Source organism: Microvirga ossetica, from assembly GCF_002741015.1.
In the GTDB taxonomy this organism is placed as follows: domain Bacteria; phylum Pseudomonadota; class Alphaproteobacteria; order Rhizobiales; family Beijerinckiaceae; genus Microvirga; species Microvirga ossetica.
Genome location: NZ_CP016616.1, coordinates 5635259 through 5657472, shown reverse-complemented (window position 1 = coordinate 5657472; position 22214 = coordinate 5635259). Strand labels below are relative to the sequence as shown.

General features: G+C 62.1%; 17 protein-coding genes and 1 pseudogene. 14 read left to right on the top strand and 4 right to left on the bottom strand.

Features of this window, described 5'->3' with window-relative positions; genetic code table 11:
• Positions 1-119: 119 nt before the first annotated feature.
• Both topA and BB934_RS26870 read left to right on the top strand, forming a co-directional pair.
• The gene (gene topA, locus BB934_RS26875) at positions 120-2831 is read left to right on the top strand and encodes a type I DNA topoisomerase (protein WP_099512409.1); all 2712 of its coding nucleotides are present in this window, start codon (positions 120-122) and stop codon (positions 2829-2831) included.
• Positions 2832-2836: 5 nt separating this feature from the next.
• Complete coding sequence (locus tag BB934_RS26870; protein WP_099512408.1) at positions 2837-3331, top strand: MgtC/SapB family protein; 495 nt, start codon at positions 2837-2839, stop codon at positions 3329-3331.
• Here the strand turns inward: BB934_RS26870 and BB934_RS26865 are convergent, their stop codons facing one another.
• A complete protein-coding gene (locus tag BB934_RS26865; protein WP_099512407.1) occupies positions 3332-3520 on the bottom strand; it encodes a hypothetical protein in 189 nt (62 codons plus the stop codon). It abuts the gene before it with no gap.
• A 348-nt stretch (positions 3521-3868) separates the two neighbouring features.
• Between BB934_RS26865 and parE the strand changes: the two genes are divergently transcribed.
• The 5 genes from parE to rpmG all read left to right on the top strand — a co-directional run bounded on the left by parE (position 3869) and on the right by rpmG (position 10428).
• Positions 3869-5929, top strand: coding sequence for a DNA topoisomerase IV subunit B (parE, locus tag BB934_RS26860; RefSeq protein ID WP_099512406.1), 2061 nt, complete (start codon positions 3869-3871; stop codon positions 5927-5929).
• A 532-nt stretch (positions 5930-6461) separates the two neighbouring features.
• Positions 6462-8783 carry a ribonuclease R gene (gene rnr / locus BB934_RS26850; RefSeq protein WP_099512404.1) on the top strand — a complete coding sequence of 774 codons (2322 nt, stop codon included), beginning with the start codon at positions 6462-6464 and terminating at the stop codon, positions 8781-8783.
• A 17-nt stretch (positions 8784-8800) separates the two neighbouring features.
• The gene (locus tag BB934_RS26845) at positions 8801-9283 is read left to right on the top strand and encodes a DUF983 domain-containing protein (RefSeq protein WP_099512403.1); all 483 of its coding nucleotides are present in this window, start codon (positions 8801-8803) and stop codon (positions 9281-9283) included.
• Complete coding sequence (locus tag BB934_RS26840) at positions 9228-9986, top strand: NUDIX hydrolase (RefSeq protein WP_418294724.1); 759 nt, start codon at positions 9228-9230, stop codon at positions 9984-9986. Before BB934_RS26845 ends, BB934_RS26840 begins: the two co-directional genes overlap by 56 nt.
• 274 nt (positions 9987-10260) lie before the next feature.
• Entirely contained in the window at positions 10261-10428 is a 168-nt protein-coding gene (gene rpmG / locus BB934_RS26835; protein ID WP_009491004.1) for a 50S ribosomal protein L33, read from the top strand.
• An 82-nt stretch (positions 10429-10510) separates the two neighbouring features.
• Here rpmG and BB934_RS51020 read toward each other — a convergent pair whose 3' ends face one another.
• Entirely contained in the window at positions 10511-11089 is a 579-nt protein-coding gene (locus BB934_RS51020; RefSeq protein ID WP_175608891.1) for a hypothetical protein, read from the bottom strand.
• A gap of 283 nt (positions 11090-11372) precedes the next feature.
• Between BB934_RS51020 and BB934_RS26825 the strand changes: the two genes are divergently transcribed.
• On the top strand, positions 11373-11555 hold the full coding sequence (locus BB934_RS26825) for a hypothetical protein (protein WP_099512401.1): 183 nt from the start codon (positions 11373-11375) through the stop codon (positions 11553-11555).
• Positions 11556-11628: 73 nt separating this feature from the next.
• Positions 11629-12744 carry an FUSC family protein gene (locus BB934_RS26820; RefSeq protein ID WP_099512400.1) on the top strand — a complete coding sequence of 372 codons (1116 nt, stop codon included), beginning with the start codon at positions 11629-11631 and terminating at the stop codon, positions 12742-12744.
• 230 nt (positions 12745-12974) lie between these two features.
• On the opposite strand, the gene BB934_RS26810 is transcribed toward BB934_RS26820, so the two are convergent.
• Positions 12975-14813 (bottom strand): adenine deaminase, encoded by a 1839-nt coding sequence (locus BB934_RS26810; protein ID WP_099512399.1) that lies wholly within the window; start codon positions 14811-14813, stop codon positions 12975-12977.
• A 517-nt stretch (positions 14814-15330) separates the two neighbouring features.
• Positions 15331-15714 carry a response regulator gene (locus BB934_RS26805; protein ID WP_099512398.1) on the bottom strand — a complete coding sequence of 128 codons (384 nt, stop codon included), beginning with the start codon at positions 15712-15714 and terminating at the stop codon, positions 15331-15333.
• A gap of 150 nt (positions 15715-15864) precedes the next feature.
• On the opposite strand from BB934_RS26805, the gene BB934_RS26800 reads away from it, so the two are divergent.
• The 5 genes and pseudogenes from BB934_RS26800 (at position 15865) to BB934_RS26780 (ending at position 22181) form a co-directional block, all read left to right on the top strand.
• On the top strand, positions 15865-16104 hold the full coding sequence (locus BB934_RS26800) for a DUF3572 domain-containing protein (protein ID WP_237050114.1): 240 nt from the start codon (positions 15865-15867) through the stop codon (positions 16102-16104).
• A 12-nt stretch (positions 16105-16116) separates the two neighbouring features.
• Positions 16117-16668: pseudogene (locus tag BB934_RS26795) on the top strand (Y-family DNA polymerase); the annotation flags it as partial.
• 519 nt (positions 16669-17187) lie between these two features.
• A complete protein-coding gene (locus tag BB934_RS26790; protein ID WP_099512396.1) occupies positions 17188-18591 on the top strand; it encodes a tyrosine-type recombinase/integrase in 1404 nt (467 codons plus the stop codon).
• Positions 18581-20134, top strand: a complete 1554-nt coding sequence (locus tag BB934_RS47375; RefSeq protein ID WP_272483664.1) for a site-specific integrase — start codon at positions 18581-18583, stop codon at positions 20132-20134. The genes BB934_RS26790 and BB934_RS47375 overlap by 11 nt, the downstream gene beginning before the upstream one ends.
• On the top strand, positions 20127-22181 hold the full coding sequence (locus tag BB934_RS26780) for a hypothetical protein (protein ID WP_099512394.1): 2055 nt from the start codon (positions 20127-20129) through the stop codon (positions 22179-22181). Before BB934_RS47375 ends, BB934_RS26780 begins: the two co-directional genes overlap by 8 nt.
• The last annotated feature ends 33 nt before the right edge of the window (positions 22182-22214 follow it).

Sequence of the window (22214 nt, the reverse complement as noted above, 5' to 3'; positions counted from 1 at the left end):
CGATTTGACTTGTCGTCAATCATCAACCACTTATTCCCGCCCTGCGGCGGTCCGGGCCGACCGCCGCTTTCGCCCTGGCAGCAGGGCGCTCGCCTGTTCCCGCTTTTAGGAAGTCGTTCATGAAAGTCCTCGTCGTCGAGTCGCCTGCGAAGGCCAAGACGATCAACAAATATCTCGGCAAGGACTACGAGGTCCTGGCCTCCTTCGGGCATATCCGCGATCTGCCCGCCAAGGACGGCTCGGTCGACCCGGATGACGACTTCCGTATGATCTGGACGCTCGAGGACAGGGGCTCGAAGCGGGTCTCCGATATCGCCAAGGCGATCAAGGGCGCCGAGAAGCTCATCCTCGCCACCGACCCGGATCGCGAGGGCGAGGCCATTTCCTGGCACGTGCTGGAGGCGCTGCGGGAAAAGCGCGTCCTGAAGGACCTCCCGGTCGAGCGCGTGACCTTCAACGCCATCACCAAGGATGCGGTGCAGGCGGCTTTGCGCAACCCGCGCCAGATCGATCAGGCCCTGGTCGACGCCTATCTCGCCCGCCGGGCGCTGGACTATCTCGTCGGCTTCACCCTCTCGCCCGTGCTCTGGCGCAAGCTGCCGGGAGCGCGCTCGGCCGGCCGCGTGCAGTCGGTGGCGCTTCGCCTCGTCTGCGACCGCGAGCTTGAGATCGAGACCTTCAAGCCGCGTGAATACTGGTCCCTGATCGCGACGCTCGCCACCAAGGACGGAGGCGTTTTCGACGCGCGCCTCGTCGGAGCCGACGGCAAGAAGATCACGCGCCTCGACATCGGCAACGGCAAGGATGCCGAGGCCTTCAAGAAGGATCTGGAGCTTGCGACCTTCTCGGTGGCGAACATCGAGGCGAAGCCCGCCAAGCGCCACCCCTACCCGCCGTTCACCACCTCGACCCTGCAGCAGGAGGCCTCGCGCAAGCTCGGCCTTGCCCCGGCGCAGACCATGCGGATCGCGCAGCGGCTCTACGAGGGTGTCGATATCGGTGGCGAGACGGTCGGTCTCATCACCTATATGCGAACCGACGGAGTCGACATGGCGCCGGAGGCCGTGCAGGCCGCGCGCCGGGTGATCGGCAAGGAATACGGCGACCGCTACGTGCCGGGCGCGCCGCGCAAGTACTCGACCAAGGCCAAGAACGCGCAGGAGGCCCACGAGGCCATCCGCCCGACGGACATGAGCCGCCTGCCGAAATACGTGGCGAAATACCTGGAGCCCGAACAGGCCCGCCTCTACGACCTGATCTGGACCCGCACCATCGCGAGCCAGATGGAATCGGCGGAGCTCGAGCGCACCACGGCCGACATCGCGGCCCAGGTCGGCCCGCGCAAGCTCGACATGCGCGCCACCGGACAGGTGATCAAGTTCGACGGCTTCCTCACGCTCTACAACGAGAGCAAGGACGACGATGCGGACGAGGACGAGGGCCGCCTGCCCCCGATGAAGGCCGGCGATTCCCTGGAGCGCCGCCGCATCGCTGCGACCCAGCACTTCACCGAGCCGCCGCCGCGCTACTCGGAGGCGTCTCTCGTGAAGCGTATGGAAGAGCTCGGCATCGGCCGTCCCTCGACCTATGCCGCCGTGCTGCAGACCCTGCGCGACCGCGAATACGTGAAGATCGAGAAGAAGCGGCTCGTGCCGGAGGACAAGGGCCGCATCGTCACGGCCTTCCTGGAAAGCTTCTTCCTCCGCTACGTGGAATACGATTTCACGGCCGACCTCGAAGAGCAGCTCGACCGGGTCTCGAACAACGAGATCGACTGGAAGCAGGTCATGCGCGAGTTCTGGCGCGACTTCTCCGCCGCCATCGGCGAGACGAAGGAGCTGCGCATGACGGAGGTGCTCGATGCGCTCAACGAGCTCCTCGGCCCGCACATCTTCCCGGACAAGGGCGATGGCTCCAACCCGCGCACCTGCCCGACCTGCGGCACGGGCCAGCTCTCCTTGAAGCTCGGCAAGTTCGGCTCCTTCATCGGCTGCTCGAACTATCCCGAATGCAAATACACCCGCCAGCTCGCCGCCACCGGCGTCGATGGCGACGGCGAAGGCTCGTCCGAGAACGGCGGCCAGCCTGGCGTGAAGGTGCTGGGCACGGATCCCGAGACCGGCGAACAGGTGACCCTGCGCGATGGCCGCTTCGGCCCCTTCGTCCAGCTCGGCGAAGGCGAGAAGCCCAAGCGCTCCTCCCTGCCCAAGGGGCTGACCCCGGCACAGGTCGATCTCGAGAAGGCCCTGAAGCTGCTGGCGCTGCCGCGCCAGGTCGCGACCCATCCGGAATCGGGCGAGCCGATCCTGGCAAGCATCGGCCGCTACGGACCTTACGTCCAGCATGGCAAGGTCTACGCCAATCTCGGCGCCGGCGACGACGTGCTGGAGATCGGCGCCAACCGGGCCATCGACCTGATCGTCGCCAAGGAAAGCGGCGGAGGCGGCGCCCGCCGCGGCGCGGCCGATCCCGGCCGTCCGATCGGCGAGGATCCGGAATCCGGCAAGCCGATCGTGGTGAAGGCCGGCCGTTTCGGGCCCTATGTCACCGACGGCGAGACCAACGCGACCCTGCCGCGGACCATGGCCGCCGAAGCGGTGACGCTGGCCGAGGCTGTCGAGCTTCTGAAGGCCCGCCGCGCCGCCGGCCCGTCGAAAAAGTCCGCCCGCAGCCGCAAGGCTCCGGCCAAGAAGGCGGCAGCGAAGGCGCCGGCCGCCAAGAAGACCGCAGCCAAGAAGGCTCCCGCCAAGAAAACGGCAACGAAAAAGACGGCGGCCAAGAAGGCGACGGCCAAAAAGGTTCCTGCCAAGAAGGCTGCCAAGGCGGGCTGAGCGCGATGACGGAGTGGCTGTCATCGCTCGCGGCGGAATACGCGGACCAGATCGAGATGTCGCTGCGCCTCTGCGCAGCGACGATCGCCGGCATGGTGGTGGGCATCAACCGGGACATTCACAACAAGCCGATCGGGATGCGGACCTTGGGTCTCGTCTCCCTCGGCTCCGCCATCGTCGTCCTGGCAGGCTCCGTCTACGAGGGCATCCATTTCGGACAGGATTCGGCGAGCCGCGTCATTCAGGGCATCATGACCGGCCTCGGCTTCCTCGGCGCCGGGGCGATTCTACGGGCCCGGAACAAGATGGAGGTTCACGGGCTCACCACGGCGGCGACGGTCTGGATCGCTGCGGGGCTCGGAGTGGCTGCGGCCCTGGGAGCTTGGTTCGTCACCATCGCCGGAACGATCGTCACCCTGCTGCTTCTGACCCTCGGGAAGCCCCTCGAAGACATGCTGACCCGGCTGTTCTCCCCAGGCGAGAAGCCCGCCGACGACTGATCAGAAGGTCAGCCCGAGCCCGATGACGGCAACGGCGGCGATCGCCAGCCACAGAAGGCTGGAACCGTAGGAGCGATGGGCGACGGGCGTGTTATCCGGCTCGTCGAAGGCGAAGGCCTCGCCCGCATTGCGCGCGGCGCGGTCGAGGTGGAGCTTCTGTGCCGGTGCCAAAGTCGTCCGCGTCGTCACGCCCGTATCTCCCGTTAAGCTCTTGCTTAACCTTTCCAACGTGAATGGAATTTAAACAGTTCCGCATGACAACCGGAAGACATCCTTTAGAGGAATTAGACGGTAACCTTTACGGCGCATCGTGCGGACCCAGAGGTCCGCGATTAACGATGCGCTCATTCAGATAAGAGAGCATCGGATCGGGTCCCAAAAGTGGTCTCCACTTTTGGGTCCGATGTCCTAAGCTGATTTCACTTTTGTCGCCCGTGGCGACGAACCGCCCTTTCCGTTTCCGTTTTGTTCACGTATAAAAACGGCATGGGATATAGTGTAAAGAAACGCGAATCATCATCTCGGACCAAGGTCCCAATGACAGACAACGACGATCTCTTCGGGGGCGCCGCTGCCAAGCGGGCCGCGCCCGCCTCGGCTCGCAACGCCGCCGTCAAGGTGTCCCGCACGGCCCCGCAACAGGGGACGCCCGGCGAGGCCGGCTATGACGCGTCCTCCATCGAGGTGCTGGAAGGGCTCGAGCCCGTCCGCCGCCGCCCGGGCATGTATATCGGCGGCACGGACGAGAAGGCCCTGCACCACCTTTTCGCCGAGGTGATCGACAATTCCATGGACGAGGCGGTCGCGGGACACGCGACCTTCATCGAGGTGGAGTTGGAGGAAGGCGGCTGGCTGTCCGTGACCGACAACGGCCGCGGCATCCCGATCGATCCGCACCCGAAATTCCCAAAGAAGTCGGCGCTCGAGGTCATCATGACCACGCTGCACGCGGGCGGTAAGTTCGATTCGAAGGTCTACGAGACCTCCGGCGGCCTGCACGGCGTCGGCGTTTCGGTCGTGAACGCCCTCGCCGAGATCCTCGAGGTCGAGGTGGCGCGCGGCCAGACCCTCTACCGGCAGGTCTTCTCCCGCGGCCTGCCGCAGGGCAAGATCGAGACCGTGGGCCGCGTGCTCAACCGGCGCGGCACCAAGGTGCGCTTCAAGCCCGATCACCAGATCTTCGGCAAGGACGCCCAGTTCCAGCCCCGCCGCCTGTTCAAGATGGCCCGTTCCAAGGCCTATCTCTTCGGCGGCGTCGAGATCCGCTGGAAATGCGCGCCGTCCCTGGTCGAAGGGATGGGCAACGTTCCGGCGGAAGCCACCTTCAAGTTCCCGAACGGCCTGAAGGACTACCTGCTCCACGACATCGAGGGGAAGGATCTCGTCACCGACCAGATCTTCTCCGGCAAGATCACCAAGCCCGGCGGCCACGGCTCGCTGGAATGGGCGGTCGCCTGGATGACGAACGAGGACGGGTTCTCGACCTCGTACTGCAATACGGTGCCGACGCCCGAAGGCGGCACGCACGAGAACGGCCTGCGCATCGCGCTGCTGCGCGCCCTTCGCGAGCACGCCGAGCGCGTCAACCAGCAGAAGCGCATGGCGGCCGTGACCACCGACGACGTGATGGCGACCTGCGCCTCCATGCTCTCGGTCTTCATCCGCGAGCCGGAATTCCAGGGCCAGACCAAGGACAAGCTGGCGACGGTGGAGGCCGGCCGCATCGTCGAGAACGCGATCCGCGACACCTTCGACCACTGGCTCGCGGCGGCGCCGCAGCAGGCCAACAAGCTTCTCGACTGGGTGATCGACCGGGCGGAAGAGCGCCTGCGCCGCCGCCAGGAGAAGGAGGTCGCGCGCAAGACCGCGACCCGCAAGCTGCGCCTGCCGGGCAAGCTCGCGGATTGCTCCAATGCCGGCGCCAAGGGCTCGGAGCTGTTCATCGTCGAGGGCGACTCGGCCGGCGGCTCCGCCAAGCAGGCCCGCGACCGCGCCACCCAGGCCGTGCTCCCCTTGCGCGGAAAAATTCTCAACGTGGCCTCTGCCGGCAAGGAGAAGCTGCACCAGAACCAGCAGCTTTCCGATCTCGTCCAGGCGCTCGGCTGCGGCACGGGCTCCACGTACAAGGATTCCGACCTGCGCTACGAGAAGGTCGTCATCATGACCGACGCGGACGTGGACGGCGCCCATATCGCCTCGCTGCTGATCACCTTCTTCTACCGCCAGATGCCGCGCCTTATCGACGGCGGGCACCTCTATCTCGCAGTCCCGCCGCTCTACCGGCTGACGCAGGGGGCGAAATCGGCCTATGCCCGCGACGATGCCGACCGGGAGCGGCTGATGAAGACCGTGTTCAAGGGCAGCGGCAAGGTCGAGATCGGACGCTTCAAGGGCCTCGGCGAGATGCTGCCGGCGCAGCTGAAGGAAACCACCATGGATCCGAAGAAGCGCCTGCTTCTGAAGGTGGTCGTGGAAGCCGAGGACAGGCCGGAGGCCAGCGACACCGTGGAGCGCCTGATGGGCAACAAGCCCGAAGCCCGCTTCGCCTTCATCCAGGAACGCGCCGCCTTCGCCGATGAGGCCGACCTGGATATCTGATCAAGGCACTGTCATTCCGGGGCGGCCAAAGGCCGAGCCCAGAATCCATAACCACTGACGATGCAGAAAGTCGCGCAACGCTACTCGCTCATTTCTGAGACGTTGTGTTTATGGATTCCGGGCGCCGCTGCGCGGCCCCGGAATGACAGCGGGGGCAGCCATCCACTCTTCATCACCGGCCTCGTGCCGGTGATCTCGATAAAGAAAAGCGTGGCGTCTCACAGGATCGAGATGGCCGGGACGAGCCCGGACATGACGTGGGGATCTCAGGATAAAATTTTTTCCAAAAATTTCCGGAAACCGCCGGAACCATCCCTGAGCCAGGACGTTTTATGAACTCACCGGCTCATTCTGCCCCCACGGGCCGGTCCCTCAAGGCTCCGACATCGGGGCCTTATTTTTTGGCTGAACGGCTTTCTCATCGCATGGATCTCTTGACCTGCCGGTGCGTCATCAGAGATCCCAAGCCGCCGGGCTAGCCGCGGCCAGGCTTGCATGCGACAAGACCTGATGAACCCGAAGAGCTTCTCCCTTGGCCAAAAATTCGAAAGCTGATCCCGCCCTTCCCTCCCGCGAGGACGTCGTCTCCTTCATCGCCCAAGCCCAGGGCAAGGTGGGCAAGCGGGAGATCGCGCAACGCTTCGGCATCAAGGGCAGCGACCGAATCTGGCTGAAGAAGGTGCTGAAGGACCTTGAAGTCGACGGCGTCGTCGACCGGCGCGGCAAGAGCGTCCACAAGGCCGGCCAGCTGCCGCCCGTCGTCCTGGCGGACATCACGAAACGTGACCGGGACGGCGAGCTGATCGCAGTTCCGACCGAGTGGGACGAGGCGGAACACGGCCCGATCCCCACCATCGTCATCGTCTCGCCGCGCAAGCCGCATCCCGGCATGCCGGTGGCCGGCGTCGGCGACCGGGCGCTGCTGCGGGTCGATCCGCTCAAGCCCGGCGACCTCCACCGCTATTCCGGCCGCGTGACCAAGATCATCGCCAAGAAGCAGGCGCAGGTGCTCGGGATCTTCCGCGCTCTGCCGGAGGGCGGCGGCCGGCTCGTTCCCGTCGACAAGAAGGCGCGCGAGCTGGAGCTCGAAATCCGCCCCGGTGACGAGGGCGAGGCGAAGGACGGCGACCTGATCGCGGTCTCGGTGGTGAAGCATGGCCGGTTCGGCCTGCCGACCGCCAAGGTGAAGGAACGCCTGGGTGCGATCAAATCCGAGAAGGCGATCAGCCTGATCGCGATCTACGCCCACAGCATCCCCAATGAATTCCCCAAGGCCGTCCTGGAAGAGGCGGAGAAGGCGAAGCCCGCCTCCCTGGAAGGCCGCGAGGATTGGCGCACGCTGCCCCTCGTCACCATCGACCCGCCGGATGCCAAGGACCATGATGATGCGGTCCATGCCGCGCCGGACGAGGATCCCAATAACGCGGGCGGCTTCATCGTCACCGTCGCCATCGCCGATGTCGCCGCCTATGTACGCCCCGGCACCGCCATGGACCGAGAGGCGCAGGAGCGCGGCAACTCGGTCTATTTTCCCGATCGCGTCGTGCCGATGCTGCCGGAGCGGATCTCGAACGATCTGTGCTCCTTGAGGCCGCGCGAGGACCGGCCGGCGCTCGCCGTGCGCATGGTGATCGGCCCGGACGGACGGAAGATCCGCCACAGCTTCCATCGTGTGATGATGCGCTCCGCGGAGAAGCTCTCCTACGCCCAGGCGCAAGCGGCCATCGACGGACATCCCGACGAGGCGACAAAGCCGATCCTCGATAAGATCCTCAAGCCCCTCTGGGCCGGGTATGAGCTGGTGAAGAAGGCGCGCGACCTCCGCGAGCCGCTCTTCCTCGACCTGCCCGAGCGCAAGATCGTGCTCAATCCCGACGGCACCGTGGACCGGGTCTTCGTGCCGGAGCGGCTCGAGGCGCACAGGCTGATCGAGGAGTTCATGATCCTCGCCAACGTCGCCGCGGCGGAGAGCCTGGAGCAGGCCGGGTCCGACCTGATCTATCGCGTCCACGACGAGCCTTCGCTGGAGAAGATGCGCGCGCTGAGCGAAGTGCTCGGCTCCATCGGACTGAAGGTTCCGAGCCAGGGCGCGCTCAAGCCGGAGCTGTTCAACCGCATCCTGCGCAGCGTCGCGGATACGGAGCACCAGCTCTTCATCAACGAGGTGGTGTTGCGCTCGCAATCGCAGGCCGAGTACGCGGCCGAGAATTACGGTCATTTCGGCCTCAACCTCAGGCGCTACGCCCACTTCACCTCCCCCATCCGGCGCTATGCCGACCTCATCGTGCATCGCGCATTGATCACCGCGCTGAAGCTCGGCAAGGACGGACTGCCCCCCGACACCACCCGCGCGCAGCTGATCGAGATCAGCGCCAAGATCTCCGCTGCGGAGCGACGCGCCATGGCGGCGGAGCGTGAGACAATCGACCGCCTGATCGCGCACTTCCTTGCCGACCGGATCGGGGCCACATTCCAGGGACAGATCTCGGGGGTGACCAAGGCGGGCTTTTTCATCAAGCTGAGCGACACCGGCGCGGACGGCTTCGTCCCGGCGGCGACCATCGGCGACGATTATTATCGCTACGACGAGAGAACCCACTCCATGCGGGGCGAGCGCACGGGCGAAACCTACCGCCTCGGCGACAAGGTGGAGGTGAAGCTGGTGGAGGCTGCACCGATCGCCGGCGCGCTGCGCTTCGAGATCCTCACCAAGGGCCGTTTCACCGGTCGCGGCACTCCTGCGAGGAAGGGCGCCAAGCACCTGCCGCGCGGGGCTCGCGCCGGCAAGGCGTTCCCGCCCGAGCGCAGCGGCTCCCGGACGCGCGTGAAGGTCAAGCGGCGCGGGCGCGCCTGACGTTTGAAGGATTGACGATGTCGTTGACGATCGAGACGGCCCGACCGGCGAGCTCGGACGAGGTGAAGGCCATTCCGGCCATGAAGCGGGGCTTCCTCGGCCATTGCCCGGCCTGCGACAAGGGAAGGCTTTTCGGCCGCTTCCTGAAGGTCGTCGACCATTGCGAGGCCTGCGGGACCGAGTTTCATCACCATCGGGCTGACGACCTGCCGCCCTATATCGTCATCACCATCGTCGGCCACCTGGTCGGCTACGGCATCCTCATGACCGAGACCAAGCTCGAGATGCCGATGTGGGTGCATCTCGCCACCTGGCCGGCGCTGACGCTCATCCTGTGCCTGGCCCTGCTCCAACCCGTCAAAGGCGCTGTCGTGGGGCTGCAATACGCGCTAGGTATGCATGGCTTCGGGGCTGCCCGGACGAAGAAAAATATCGACAAGGACGATGCACGTGACGGATGCCGAAACCCTGGCGAAGATGGATCGCCTCGTTTCCTCTGAAACCAACCCCAAGGCCCCTACCCTCCGTCCCGTCGATGCCGCCACCCTCATCATCATCGACCGCAAGCCGAAGGTGCCGAAGGTGCTCATGGGCAAGCGCCATGAGGGCCTGAAATTCATGCCGGGCAAGTTCGTCTTTCCCGGCGGGCGGATCGAGGCCGGCGACCGGTCGATGGCGGTGACGGGCGCTCTTCATCCGCGCGCCGAGCAGGCCCTCATGGCGAAGGTGACCCGCCCCTCGACCCAGCGCTGCCGCGCCCTGGCGCTCGCCGCCATCCGCGAAACCTTCGAGGAGACCGGCCTCCTGCTCGGCACCAAGGATTACGGCGGCCCCGACAAGGTCCCGGCCGGCACGGCCTGGTCCGGCTTTCAGGAGCGCGGCGTGTTTCCGGACCTGGAGGCCCTGCACTTCATCGGCCGCGCCATCACCCCGCCCAAGCGCGTCCGCCGCTTCGACACCCGCTTCTTCGCCGTCGACCGCACGGCCATCGCCGACGAGGTCGAGGGCATCGTCGGGCCGGAGAGCGAGCTGGTCGAGCTGACCTGGGTCACGATCGCCCAGGCCAAGGCCCTCGACCTGCCCCCGATCACCACGGTGATTCTGGGCGAGCTGGAGGCCCGGACCGCGGCGGGCTTCGGCCACCAGCTCCCGGTCCCGTTCTTCCACCAGCAGCGTGGCCGTTTCGTGCGGGAGCTGCTGTGATGAAAGCGTCATCCCGGACGAAGCGCAGCGAAGATCCGGGATCGTGTGAAGGCTAAGGCGCCATTCTCGTCTGAAGATCCCGGGTTCTGCTCCGCAGCCCAGGGATGACGACGATGGCGGTATTTCTACCGCCCTCCAGCCCCTTCTCCCTTGACTGTCCGGCGATAATCGGGCATTGGGACGCCACGATTTTCCGGCCGGGCTCGCCCGGCTTTTGCGTTTCGGCCATGCCATGGGGCCGGCCGGAGCGCCGAACCGAACAAAGGGTCCGACCATGGCCAAAGCCGCAACGATCAAAGTGAAGCTCGTCTCCACCGCCGACACGGGCTATTTCTACGTGACGAAGAAGAACTCGCGCACGATGACCGAGAAGCTCAATCTCAAGAAGTACGACCCGGTCGCGAAGAAGCACGTCGAGTTCAAGGAAGCCAAGATCAAGTAAGCTTCCGGGCAGATCGCTCTCAAAACAAAAACCGCCTCATCGAGGCGGTTTTTTCGTTTCGGGGGCGTTCGAAGACTAAGGCTTAGCGGTAGCGGTCGACCCGGACCCGCGTGACCTGGCGGGCGCCGATCGCGCCCGTGGTCACCACGTCGCGCCGTATGGGGCGCACGACCCGGACGCGGTCGCGATAGACAACTCGCGTCCTGTAGGCCGGCTGGCGATAGACCACGCGTGTCCCGTACACCGGAGCGGGTCGGTAGACGACCCGAGTCACGGGGGCCGAATAATAGCCGTAGGCCGGGTAGGAATACGCCGGGTAGCTATAGGTAGCCGGGTAGCCGCCATATCCATAACCGTAGCGATAGCCGTAACCCGGATAGCCATATCCATAACCGTAGCCCGGATAACCGTAGCCGTAGGCTGGCGTGGCCGCAGCAGTGATCAGGCCACCGAGCAATGCGCCGCCGATCAGGCCCGCGGCGACCGCGCCGCCGTTCCCCCAGCCGCCGCCGCGGTATCCCCAGCCTCCGCCGCGATAATAGCCACCGTTCCAGCCTCCTCCGCCGCGCCAGCCGCCACCGCGCCATCTCTGCGCGTCGGCGGTGCCGACGGTGCTGAATGTGATCAACGCAACACCTGCAAGCAAACCAAGTTTCTTCATGGCCGGCACCTTGACATGTTGCACAAAACTTAGACGTGATACCAATTCGTTATTGCCTGTTTAGTTCAGAGCTTGGCTGAAAGCTGCGGCGTTTTGCTTCTGATTTCTAAATATTTATTCATAAACGACCGTATTTGCGTGAAATCCCGCTCTCAGCAACTTCCAGCGTCTTCTCGATTGCCGTTAGGCGGGATCTGACCGGACAACTACCCAGAAAGCTTTGTTGACGATGGGATTCCCTAGGGGCAGCATCCCTCAACTCCGATGCTTCAGGGAGGCGTCCATGTTCGAACGAGCCGTCGAAGTCAGCGAGGCGTTCCGCGAAAGCGCACCGCAGATGCAGGGAACGCTCCGCATGGCCATGAAAGGCTGCCCCGAATGCGGCACGAAGCATATGATCGCGTCGCCCGTGCTAGGGATCTGTGAGGAATGCGGCTCCGAGCTGGTGGTGCTGCCGAACGAATGACCCCACGGTCGCCGCGCCTGTCCCATAGCCTGTCCTGCGAACCGCGCACTATGCTCTGCGTTCGGAGAATCGCATGGCATTCCCTGAATGGATCGAACGGGCAGGCGGCCGCATCGGAGCACGGCTCGCCGAACTGAAACTGGCGCTGCGGGTCACCATTGCCGGCACTCTCGCCTATGCGGTAACGAAAGTCCTCGACCTGCCGCAGGGCTATTGGGCGGTGATCACGGCCGTCGTCGTGGTTCAGGCGAGCGTCGGCGGCTCGCTCAAGGCCGCCGTCGAGCGCTTCAGCGGAACGCTCGCGGGCGCCATCTATGGCGGGGTGATTGCGGCCTTCGTTCCCCACGGCTCGCCGTTGACCTTGGGACTCTCCATCGTCGTCGCGCTGTTTCCGCTGGCGATTCTCGCCGCGATCAAGCCGGCCTTCCGGGTGGCGCCGATCACCTCGCTCATCATGATGCTGCCGCCAACCGGACAGGCCATCGGCCCCCTCGCCTCCGCCATCGACCGCGTGCTCGAAATCACCCTCGGCAACATCGTCGGCCTGGTGGTTTCCCTGTTCGTCCTGCCCGCGCGCGCCCACACGCTGATGACGGAGGCTGCGGCGAAGGTCGTCTCCCTCAATGCGGATCTGTTCTCGGTGTTCATCGGCGAGCTGACCGCAGATCCGAAAGGGCGCTTGGCCCTGCAGAAGCTCCATCCGCAGATCCGCTCCGCCCTGAAGAAGGCGGAGGCCGCATCCGAGGAAGCCATGCGGGAGCGCCAGAGCCACCTCACCGAAGCGCCCGATCCGGAGCCCCTCATCCGCACCCTCTACCGCGTGCGCCACGATCTGGTGATGATCGGCCGCGCCGCCTCGAGTCCCCTGCCCGCGCCCGTTCTGGAACGCCTCGGCCCATCGCTCACTGCTCTCCATCGGACCACCGATGCGCTGCTCCGCGATCTGGCGCGGGCTCTCCAGCATCGCAAGGCGCCTCCGGAGGCCGACGCCTTCGAGGACGCGTTGAACGAATTCGGCAGCGAGGCGGAGGCCCTTCGATCCAACGCTCTCGTGCACGCATTGCCGGCAAGGGCGTTCGGACAGATCTTCGCCCTGAGCTTCGCCCTCGAGCAGTTCCGGCAGGATCTGGGCGATCTCCTGGCGCGGACGCGGGAGCTGGCGGGAAAGACGGCTATCGAGGAGCCGTGAACAGGCACACTCGACATCCCACCCTCAGAGTCTTGCTTAAACAAAGCGGAGCGCCTCAGAGCCCTCCTCCCCCTTGTGGGGAGGAGTTGGAGGCGGGGGTGTAAGCGATAGCCTATCAGGCTCGGGCGCCGGCACCCCCACCCTTGATCCCTCCCCACAAGGGGGAGGGAGACCGCACCTGCACCTTGTGGGGAGCGGCCGGTGATTTTATGGGCCAGACTTTTAGAACCTCATTCGTAAAGCGGCACCAGCTCCATCTCCGGCACGAGAACGAGGCCTTTGTCGGTGATGCGGATTTCCGGGATCACCGAGAGCGGAATGAGGTTGAAGCCCATATAGGCGATCTTGCAGCCCGCCTTCTCCCAGGCCGCCTTCAGCGCGCGGGTTTCCTCCGCCACTTCGGTCACGCGCTTGTCGGAAAGAAGCCCGGCGATGGGCAGCGGCACCATCGCGACGACCTTGCCCTGATCCACCACACAGACGCCGCCCTGCGCCTCGATGATGGTGTCGAGCGCGACCTGCATGTCGCCTTCGTTGGTTCCCGCGACGATCAGGTTGTGGGAATCGTGCCCGACGCTGCTCGCGACCGCGCCGCTCTTCAGGCCGAAATCCTTCAGCAGGCCATGGGCGATGCCATCCCCCTGCGTGCGGCCGTGACGCTCGATGACGGAGACGAAGGTGAAACCGTGCTTGGCGAGCAGCGTGTCCCAATCCTTCTCAGGCTGGAGTTGCACCTTGTCGTGGAACAGCACGATGCCCGGCAGCGCGACGCGAATGACATTGGCCTCGCAAGCGGATTTGGGCAGTTCCGGGATCAGCTTCGGCCGCTTCGAGACATGGACCGTGCGATAGGCTTCCGCAGGATAGCGGTAGCGGTTGGAAAGCGCCTGATCGAGCGCGGGCGTGATCGTCTTGTTCTCGACGACAAGCTCGCCGCCGTACCAGGTGTTCCGCACTTCGAGATCGTCGTTGAGCAGCACCAGATCGGCGCGGCGTCCGCCGCCGAGGCCGCCGATGTCGCCTTCCATGTTGAAGCGCGTGGCGGGATGGAGCGAGCCCATGCTCCAGGCCTGCTCGCGGCTCATGCCCGCGCGGCGCGCCTCGCGCGTCACCCAATCCATGCCGAACAGCATGAGATCGTCCGCATCGCGGTCGTCGGTGCAGACGCAGATGCGCTTGTGCGACGACCCGAGTTCCGTGATCGTCTTGATCGCTTCCGGCAGCGAATGCCACGGGGTCGTGGGCGGGCCGCCGCGCAGGAAGATCCAGATACCTGCGTCAAGCAGATCGTCGGCGATGTCGCGATCGATCGCCTCGTGCGTGTCGGTCACGCCGCTCGCCGCATAGGCCGCCACGAATTCGCGGCCGTAGATGTGGCCGGAGACCGGCTTGCCGCGCTCCAAAGCCGCCGCGAGGATCGCATGGCTGCGTTCGTCGCCCATGGTCACGGGCACGAAATCCATCTTCTCGCCGAGCGCGGCGGCCTCGGGCCAGCGGTCGAACAGCGCCGCGATCTTGTCGGGCGTCAGGTCGCCGCCGGCGGTCTCGAGATCGGGCGTGGTGGCCGGCACCGTGCTCGGCACGGTGAGGAAGATCGAGAGCGGCGCGTGGCGCGCATCCTCCAGCATCATCTCGATGCCGGCTGAATCCATCACGTTGCCGATCTCGTGGCTGTCGCAGAAGATCGTCGTGGTACCGTTGAGCAGAGCCGCCTCCGCATAGGCGCAGGCCGTGACCATGCTGCTTTCGATATGGATATGCGGATCGACCAACCCCGGCGCGACGATGCCGCCCCTCGCGTCATAGATCCGGCCCGGCTGGCCTTTGACCTGCCTGTATGCACCTGCCGGCTTCACGGCGGCGATGCGCCCGCCGGCGATCCAAACTTCCCGCTCCGGAGCGATGCGCTCGCTGTAGGTGGAGAGCACCCGCGCGCCCGTGACCACGAGATCGGCCGGAGCGCGGCCCGAGGCGACATCCGCAAGCCTGCGGGTCATGGTGGACAGAGGCGCGACGGAGAAGCGGGTCAAGGCCGTCTTGGGAGGCAGCGAAGGCGTGCGGTGGTTCATGATCCCTCTTCCACTTGGATGATGCCGGGCAAGGGTAGCAGGGCCGCCCCGGCACCGCATCCCGGTTCACGACCCTCGGAGAATTTTCCGTAACGGAATAGTCATCTTAAGGCCAAGCTTGGCCTACACTTAGATATGGATCGATTCGCGTGGGATTATCGGCTCTTAGCCTGGCAGGCGACGCATTCGCGCAAAACAAAAGGCGCCTTGCGGCGCCTTTACGCTAGTCGCTGAAGTTGGTGGCCAGCTGGGGGCAGCGTTGAGGAGGCAACGATCTGCCCCCAGGCTGGCCGAGCCCACGAACTCCCAGGAGATGCGGCGGACCTGAGCATCCGTAGGGCATTTCTTCCGCTTCAAGCGGAAAGTTAGGCTGAACGTATAGAAAACAGAGGGCGATGCAAGCGCCCATGTGGCCAAAAAGCGGCATTTTCCCAAAAAATTTAAAGCCAAGTCATCTCAAAGAGATGAGCCGGCTTTCCACCGCCCCGGCCGTACTCCTGCCATGGATTTGGCCAAGTCACGACTGCTTTCCGTCGGCCTCGAGATAAGTCTTCACGGTGGCGATGAACTTGGCGACCGAGATCGGCTTCGACATGTAGGCTTCGCAGCCTCCCTCCCGAATACGCTCCTCGTCCCCCTTCATGGCGAAGGCGGTGATGGCGATCACGGGAATCGATTTCAGCTCTTCGTCGGCCTTCAGCCAGCGGGTCACCTCGAGACCGGAGACCTCGGGCAGCTGGATGTCCATGAGGATCAGGTCCGGCTTGTGGGCCCGGGCAAGCTCCATGGCCTCGATTCCATGGCTGGTCTTGAGGGTCGCGTAGCCGTGGGCCTCGAGCAGGTCGTTGAAGAGCTTCATGTTGAGTTCGTTATCCTCAACAATGAGCACTGTCTTCTTCATGGGCACGATCCCCGGGGCCAAAACCGACTTCACCGGCCCTCAATTTCGTCTGATGGTATAGTTAGGTCCAAACCTATTGATGAAATGCAAATTGTCAGCATGAACACTCCCTTAAAAAGAGTTACCCGTGAGGAGGCCGAAAATGTCGCAGTGGGGGCATTTTCCTTCATCACGAGCGACGAAGAGCGCCTCGGCCGCTTTCTCGCGGTCTCCGGTCTCCGCCCGGACACGATTCGCTCCGCCGCGACCTCGCCCGGCTTCCTCGCTGGAATTCTCGACTACGTGGTTTCCGACGAGCCGCTCCTGATTGCCCTGGCGAAGGACTTGAACACCAAGCCGGAGCACATCATGCAGGCCCATTGGACCCTTTCGCCGTCCGAGTTCGAATAGCCCCGGCCTCCCATGAGCGAAGCGCCCTTCTGCCGCGACTGCCTGACCCCCGCCGCCAGCCCCCTGGCGGAACGGTGCCCGACCTGCGGCTCCCCTCGCCTGCTCAGGCACAAGGAGCGCGACAGCCTCGCCATCGCCCATGTGGATTGCGATGCGTTCTTCGCGGCGGTGGAGAAGCGGGACGACCCGAGCCTCGCCGACAAGCCGGTGATCATCGGCGGCCGCAAGCGCGGGGTCGTATCGACCGCCTGCTACGTGGCGCGCACCTACGGCGTGCGCTCCGCCATGCCGATGTTCCAGGCGCTGAAGCTCTGCCCCCACGCCACGGTAATCAAGCCGAACGGGGAGAAATATAGCAAGGCGGGCCGCGAGGTGCGCCAGCTCATGCGGGAGCTGACGCCCCTGGTTGAGCCGGTCTCCATCGACGAGGCCTTCCTCGACCTCACCGGCACGGAACGGCTGCATCACGGCAGCCCGGCCCTCACCCTTGCCCGCTTCGCCCACAAGGTGGAGAAAGAGATCGGCATCAGCATCTCGGTCGGGCTGTCCTACAACAAGTTCTTAGGCCCACCTCCCCCATTTTTGTAAATGTGTAGCAGCATGTCTTTGTGCGGACATGGCTTTTCCGTTGTTTACAGCGCCGACAAAGAACCCATATCGGGTTCTGGCTCACAGTCCCGCTTCAAACAGCACCTGCGAACACACCATTTTAACATGAGAATGAAATCGGGTTTCATTCGTGTGGAGCCGCCAGGCCGAAAGATACTACATTGCAATAGGAACGAAATAACCTCGGTCATGATGCGTTAAAGGGCCAATCCACTGTCCGATTGGCTGGTGGGTCCCAAAGGGCAATCCAAAATACGCCAACAAGTGATTCGCATCACCTTTAGGTTGATATAGCGACGTCGAAAACCAGTCGTTGAGTAAAATGAAACTCTATGTGGCCAACCGTTAAGGTAGGAAGGGTCAGCCCTCGGCACAATAAGCCCGAGCTGCAAAACTCGTTAAACTCCCCAACTTAAGGCGGTTGCAAATCAGTAGTATTGACCTCCGCTGCACTAGAGTTGCAGCTTCGGAGACATGGTTAAGGCCAAGCAAGCATCCATCGCCATTTCAGGCCTGAGAGTGAGGACTACCATTCTCTCGGATGGCGAACGGTGTCCAATTTTGCGAGATGGAACCGGGCTCCCACTGTTCGATCCAACGGTCTGGTCCGCCACCAAGTATCGTCAAGCGAGCGCCGGAACGATGGAGCAAGCGCTTCGCGGCGCGATGTTCATTCACCTATTCTGTTGGCGACATGGCATCGACCTTACCCAACGGATCAACGACGGTGCTTTCTTCGACTTGGGCGAGCTCGACGCTCTTATAGCCGATGCTTTCAAACCCCTAGAATCCCTACGCGACCGAGCAGTTTCACCATCCCACGCAGCACCCAAAGCGCCGCGGGAGAGGAGAGTAAACCACTACTTGGTAAGCATTAAGCGTAAGCTACCCCGCGCCACCAAAGTGCGGGTCTTGAATCCAATCACGGTTGTAATACGAATTTATTACGGGACCGAGTATATGAGATGGCTTGGCGCTCGGCAAAAGTCGCGCCTCATGAGCAATGCGAGGGGAGTCGATGATACTTTCCTCCGAGCACATGAATACGGATTGGCCCTTGTCGAAACAATCGAATACATCAGAGAACGAGCACCAACTCCTGTTGAAGACGACCGCACGAGCTTGAACACGGAGCAACTTGCCTGGCTACTGGTTGTAACCGACCCCCAAGCTCTGGAAAATCCCTGGCAGGTTCTTTTCGTGCGCTTGCGAAATTGGGTAATCGTGCGTTGGCTCCATGGAACCGGTATGCGCATAGGAGAACTTCTCGGTCTACGCGTGCGTGATTTCAATCAACAGAAAGCTTACCTTGAGATCAAACGACGACACGATGATCGGTCAGATCCCCGGCTGCGAGAACCCAACGCAAAGACGCTGGAGCGCCTTGCACCTCTTGACGAGGTCCTAGCTGATCTCGGTGAACAATACCTAAAGGCCCGTAACAAGATCGAGGCGGCCAGGAAACACGACTTTCTTTTCGTTTCTCAGGACGGCAAGCCACTTTCGGACAGTGCGATCACGGAAATGTTCGCAACCTTGCGGCTCAAGCACCCCAGCGTCGGTCCCGTCACTGCACATGTACTGAGACATCAATGGAATGAGGACTTCTCGTCCTATGCCGATGCGATCGGGCTTAACCGCGAAGAAGAAGCTCGAGAGAGATGCTGGTTGATGGGCTGGGTCCCAGGCTCAAGAATGGCAGCAAGCTATCTTAGGCGCAAGACGAAAGCCAAAGCTGATGAGCACGTCAGAAATATGCAGCATCGTCTCATGATGCATGGCTCGAGGATCCATAAGCTAATGCAAGATATCGAGCTGTCCACCCGCGACCTCGCCCAAGAGCGCTCATACCTGTCGGAGATGAACAGTGCGAGCTAGAATCCCAAGCGCGAACCCTCGCAACGCAGATTACGAACTTCCCGAACATGCTGAAACGCGCGATGGATACACGTTCAATCCTCGCGAAGACGACTGGGAAGTCGTTACTGACACGGGACGGCTGCACTTTCATTACGGTGACCTGCCGATAGACGAGGGTCTCAAGCGCTCCTTCAAGAGATTCATCATGTCAAGGCTTCGCAGCGCAAGTCCCGGTACTGCTGCTGCCTCTTATCGGTACCTTCGACATATTTTGAAGATCCTCGTTGACACAGATAAGGATGCTAAGTCGATTAGAGGCATCCATCTAGTCAATTATCGAGCATCACTAGAACAGACACATCTTCACTGTTCGACCGACGCAAACGATGCCGTGCGAGCATGGGCAAGGCTTGGAATTCCAGGAATCTCGCGGGATGCTCTGATCACAGCGAATGAAATGCCGAGACACGTCAAGCCGAGAAGGCGGGCGCTTCGATTGAAGTGTCCGGTCAACGGAGCGTATTCAAACCTTGAGTATGATGGCTTGTACAAGGCTCTACATCAGGGCTTTGCTGAAGGCACAATCTCCTTAGATAATTACAGCCTATGTCTCCTTTCCGGCGCCATTGGAGCCCGTCCGATCCAGCTTGCGAGTTTGCGGATCTGCGACCTGAAAATAAGCAGCACGGCTTCCGGGAAGAGCTATGTCATTGCCATACCTCGCGCAAAGCAACGCGGTGCTGGATATCGCAAATTGTTTACCGAGCGCCCACTGATTGAAGACGTAGGCATCATACTCGAAGCCCAAGTGCGGCTCGTGCGTGTGAAAGCTTATGCTTGCGGAATGAGTGACCCGGAGCAGGCGCCTATGTTCCCCGCATCCCATGCTGCAAGCACGTTCATCGGCGATGGTACTGTGCTGGCACAACCGACTAGCGCTACCATCAGTCAGCGGATCGTATACGTAATGGAAGGGCTAGGAGTGAAGTCCGAGAGAACAGGCGAGCCCATCAACGTTCATGCAACGCGAGCCCGTAGGACCACAGGTACGAGAGCCGCACAAGCAGGTCGTTCCTTTGAGGAGATCGCTGCCATTCTCGACCACTCGTCCTTAAACGCAGCCAAGAGCTACATCGAGTATTGCGTCGACTTACTTCAAAGCATCGACAGGAAATTGGCCATGTTGCTCGCGCCGATGGCTCAACGCTTCGCCGGGAAATTGGCAACCCGCGGCAACGATTCGAATCAAGAAATCCAACACCACGTGTTCGGCGCCTCACATGAAGGCGAAGGACCAGTAGACATAGGCGGATGCGGAAAGCACGGCTTCTGCGGCCTCGGTAAACCAGTTGCCTGTTATACTTGCCGACTATTCCATCCCTGGCTCGACGGTCCCCACGAGGCCATCCTTGAGGGCCTGCTCGCTCGACGACGGAGGATGGCTGAGGATGGCTCTCCGATCGTCGCTGCAACTCTCGATGATACGATCGTGGCCTGTGCAGAGGTCGTACGACAATGTCTCGCCAAAGGCTTACCATTCCAGGAGCAATCCGTTGGCTGAATTAATCCCGTTCATACCAAAAGCAACTCTAACCGCCGCGGCGAATATGGAAGCGTTTGTTCGCATGTGCCGCCATGACCTCGATGTATACGGCTCTGATCTTGACTTCGACGCGCCGACTTGGGATGTAACCAAGTTTTATTTCAAGAGAGGCTTCAAAGGACGGATGCTTCTCAATTTTGTCGAGGAAGCGCGGAAGCAAAAAACGCTTCCTGGCTCTCCTGTGAAGGAACCGTTCGCATCGCAGGTCAAGGCTTACATCCGTTACTACGTGGGCATAAAGGCACCAACGTCTCCGCCGTTAATGGAGATTAGAGCAATGCGGGAATTGTATTGGGCCTTCCTAAAGAGCGGATTGAAACCAGATCTCGGCGCCATCAATGCTCAATTGCTCGACCAAGCTGTCGATCTTGCCGATACTCGGGTTCCCGGGGATTATGGACCGCGTGTCGGGCTGCATCTCAGATACCTTTCGACCTTTCTTCACGAGAAGCATCTTGCCGCCAATGCACCAGTTGATTGGAAACATGGCCTTAAATGGCAGGTTGCGAAGAAGCGGAGACTTGGCGAGGCGGCAAAGGCTATACGCGAAAAGAAACTCCCCTCCGATCGGGCCCTCCGCGCACTACCGACGGCCTTCCAACTCGCCAAATCCCCTCAAGATATCATTTCCACGTCCGTGATGGCGCTGCTCTCCTGTGCGCCCAGTCGTGTAAACGAAATTTTCGCGCTTGCAGCGGATTGCGAGGTACAGCCGCTTTCAGAAGGTGAGCAGGGATATATGCTACGTTGGGCGGGATCAAAAGGCTATCCAGACTTCATCAAGGGCATTCCCGCCGTTATGGCGGATGTAGCAAAGGAGGCTATATGCCGTTTGAGAGATCAGACGGACGAGGCCCGACGAATCGCCGGTTGGTACGAGAGGTATCCTGATCAACTTTATCTGCCTGAAGACTGTGCCGGACTGCGCGGGAAAATACTTACCGGAGCCGACATTGAGCAGATCATTGGCTTCACCAGACCGAAAGAGGGCCAGTTGTGGGCCCAGCGGCAGGGCATTCGCGCAACGGCACTCGTCCGAGGTGCTAACGGACGAACTTCCCGCGGATTTAAGTTCGCTGACATCGAGACGGCTATTCTTTCTCTGCTGCCGCGGGGATTTCCACTGATGGATAAAGCGACTGGGCTCCGTTACAGCGAAGCGTTGATGATTGTGAGGCGTCGTGAGTTCGGGTCTCGGAGACAGGCTCGATGGCGCTGTATGTTCGATGCTGTGTCCTATGACAATATCATGAAGCAATTTCATACGGCTGACGGGATCTTCGCGCGTCTCGGCCTGTCAAATCCCGATGATCCAATCACGTTGAAAACCCACCAACTGCGGCATTATCTCAACACGCTTGCTCAACGAGGTGGCCTATCGGAGGCGGAAATAGCAGCATGGAGCGGGCGCGCCGATGTTCGACAGAACACCGTCTACGATCACCGGACGCCGGAAGAAAGATTAGAGCAAGGGCGGCGGCGGGAAAAGGAACTAGCTAATGTCCGAGGCCAGAGGATCAGAGTTAACCCGCCCGTATCTAGGGAGGATGGACAGAAGCGCGCAACTCATGGACATGCGACCGAAATCGGCTTCTGTGAGCATGATTTCGCATCCTCACCCTGTAGCATGTTTATGGAGTGCTTACACTGCACCAAACATGTGTGTGTAAAAGGACATGACCCTCAGCATACAAAGAGGGTGAGCCTCGCTCTGGAAAGTGCCCGTCGAAGCCTTGCTGAAGCTGAGGCTGCTATGGCGAAGGAGTATTTTGGTGCTGAAGAGTGGGTACGAGCTCACCGTGGGACCATTGACCGTTTGGAGCAATTGCTTGCGATTCTGCTGAATCCCTCAGTGCCCGATGGGACACTGATCCGATTGTCCCGGTCCGGTCAGTACTCGTTGATTGAGCAAGCTATGCGTGATCATGAAGCGGTGACAGGTGCAGTGCTACTACATAATCACCGCAGCGAGGCACCTGATGGATTGCCTGGATCCGATGCCTAAGAAAGTTCGTACCAAGCAACGGAATCGGCGGCC

Coding starts and splice junctions, on each gene's coding strand:
- topA (WP_099512409.1), top strand. CDS start 120: ATGAAAGTCCTCGTCGTCGAGTCGCCTGCGAAGGCCAAGACGATCAAC.
- rpmG (WP_009491004.1), top strand. CDS start 10,261: ATGGCCAAAGCCGCAACGATCAAAGTGAAGCTCGTCTCCACCGCCGAC.
- BB934_RS26825 (WP_099512401.1), top strand. CDS start 11,373: ATGTTCGAACGAGCCGTCGAAGTCAGCGAGGCGTTCCGCGAAAGCGCA.
- BB934_RS26810 (WP_099512399.1), bottom strand. CDS start 14,813: ATGAACCACCGCACGCCTTCGCTGCCTCCCAAGACGGCCTTGACCCGC.
- BB934_RS26820 (WP_099512400.1), top strand. CDS start 11,629: ATGGCATTCCCTGAATGGATCGAACGGGCAGGCGGCCGCATCGGAGCA.
- BB934_RS26845 (WP_099512403.1), top strand. CDS start 8,801: ATGTCGTTGACGATCGAGACGGCCCGACCGGCGAGCTCGGACGAGGTG.
- BB934_RS26805 (WP_099512398.1), bottom strand. CDS start 15,714: ATGAAGAAGACAGTGCTCATTGTTGAGGATAACGAACTCAACATGAAG.
- BB934_RS26790 (WP_099512396.1), top strand. CDS start 17,188: ATGGTTAAGGCCAAGCAAGCATCCATCGCCATTTCAGGCCTGAGAGTG.
- BB934_RS26870 (WP_099512408.1), top strand. CDS start 2,837: ATGACGGAGTGGCTGTCATCGCTCGCGGCGGAATACGCGGACCAGATC.
- parE (WP_099512406.1), top strand. CDS start 3,869: ATGACAGACAACGACGATCTCTTCGGGGGCGCCGCTGCCAAGCGGGCC.
- BB934_RS51020 (WP_175608891.1), bottom strand. CDS start 11,089: ATGAAGAAACTTGGTTTGCTTGCAGGTGTTGCGTTGATCACATTCAGC.
- BB934_RS26840 (WP_418294724.1), top strand. CDS start 9,228: ATGCACGTGACGGATGCCGAAACCCTGGCGAAGATGGATCGCCTCGTT.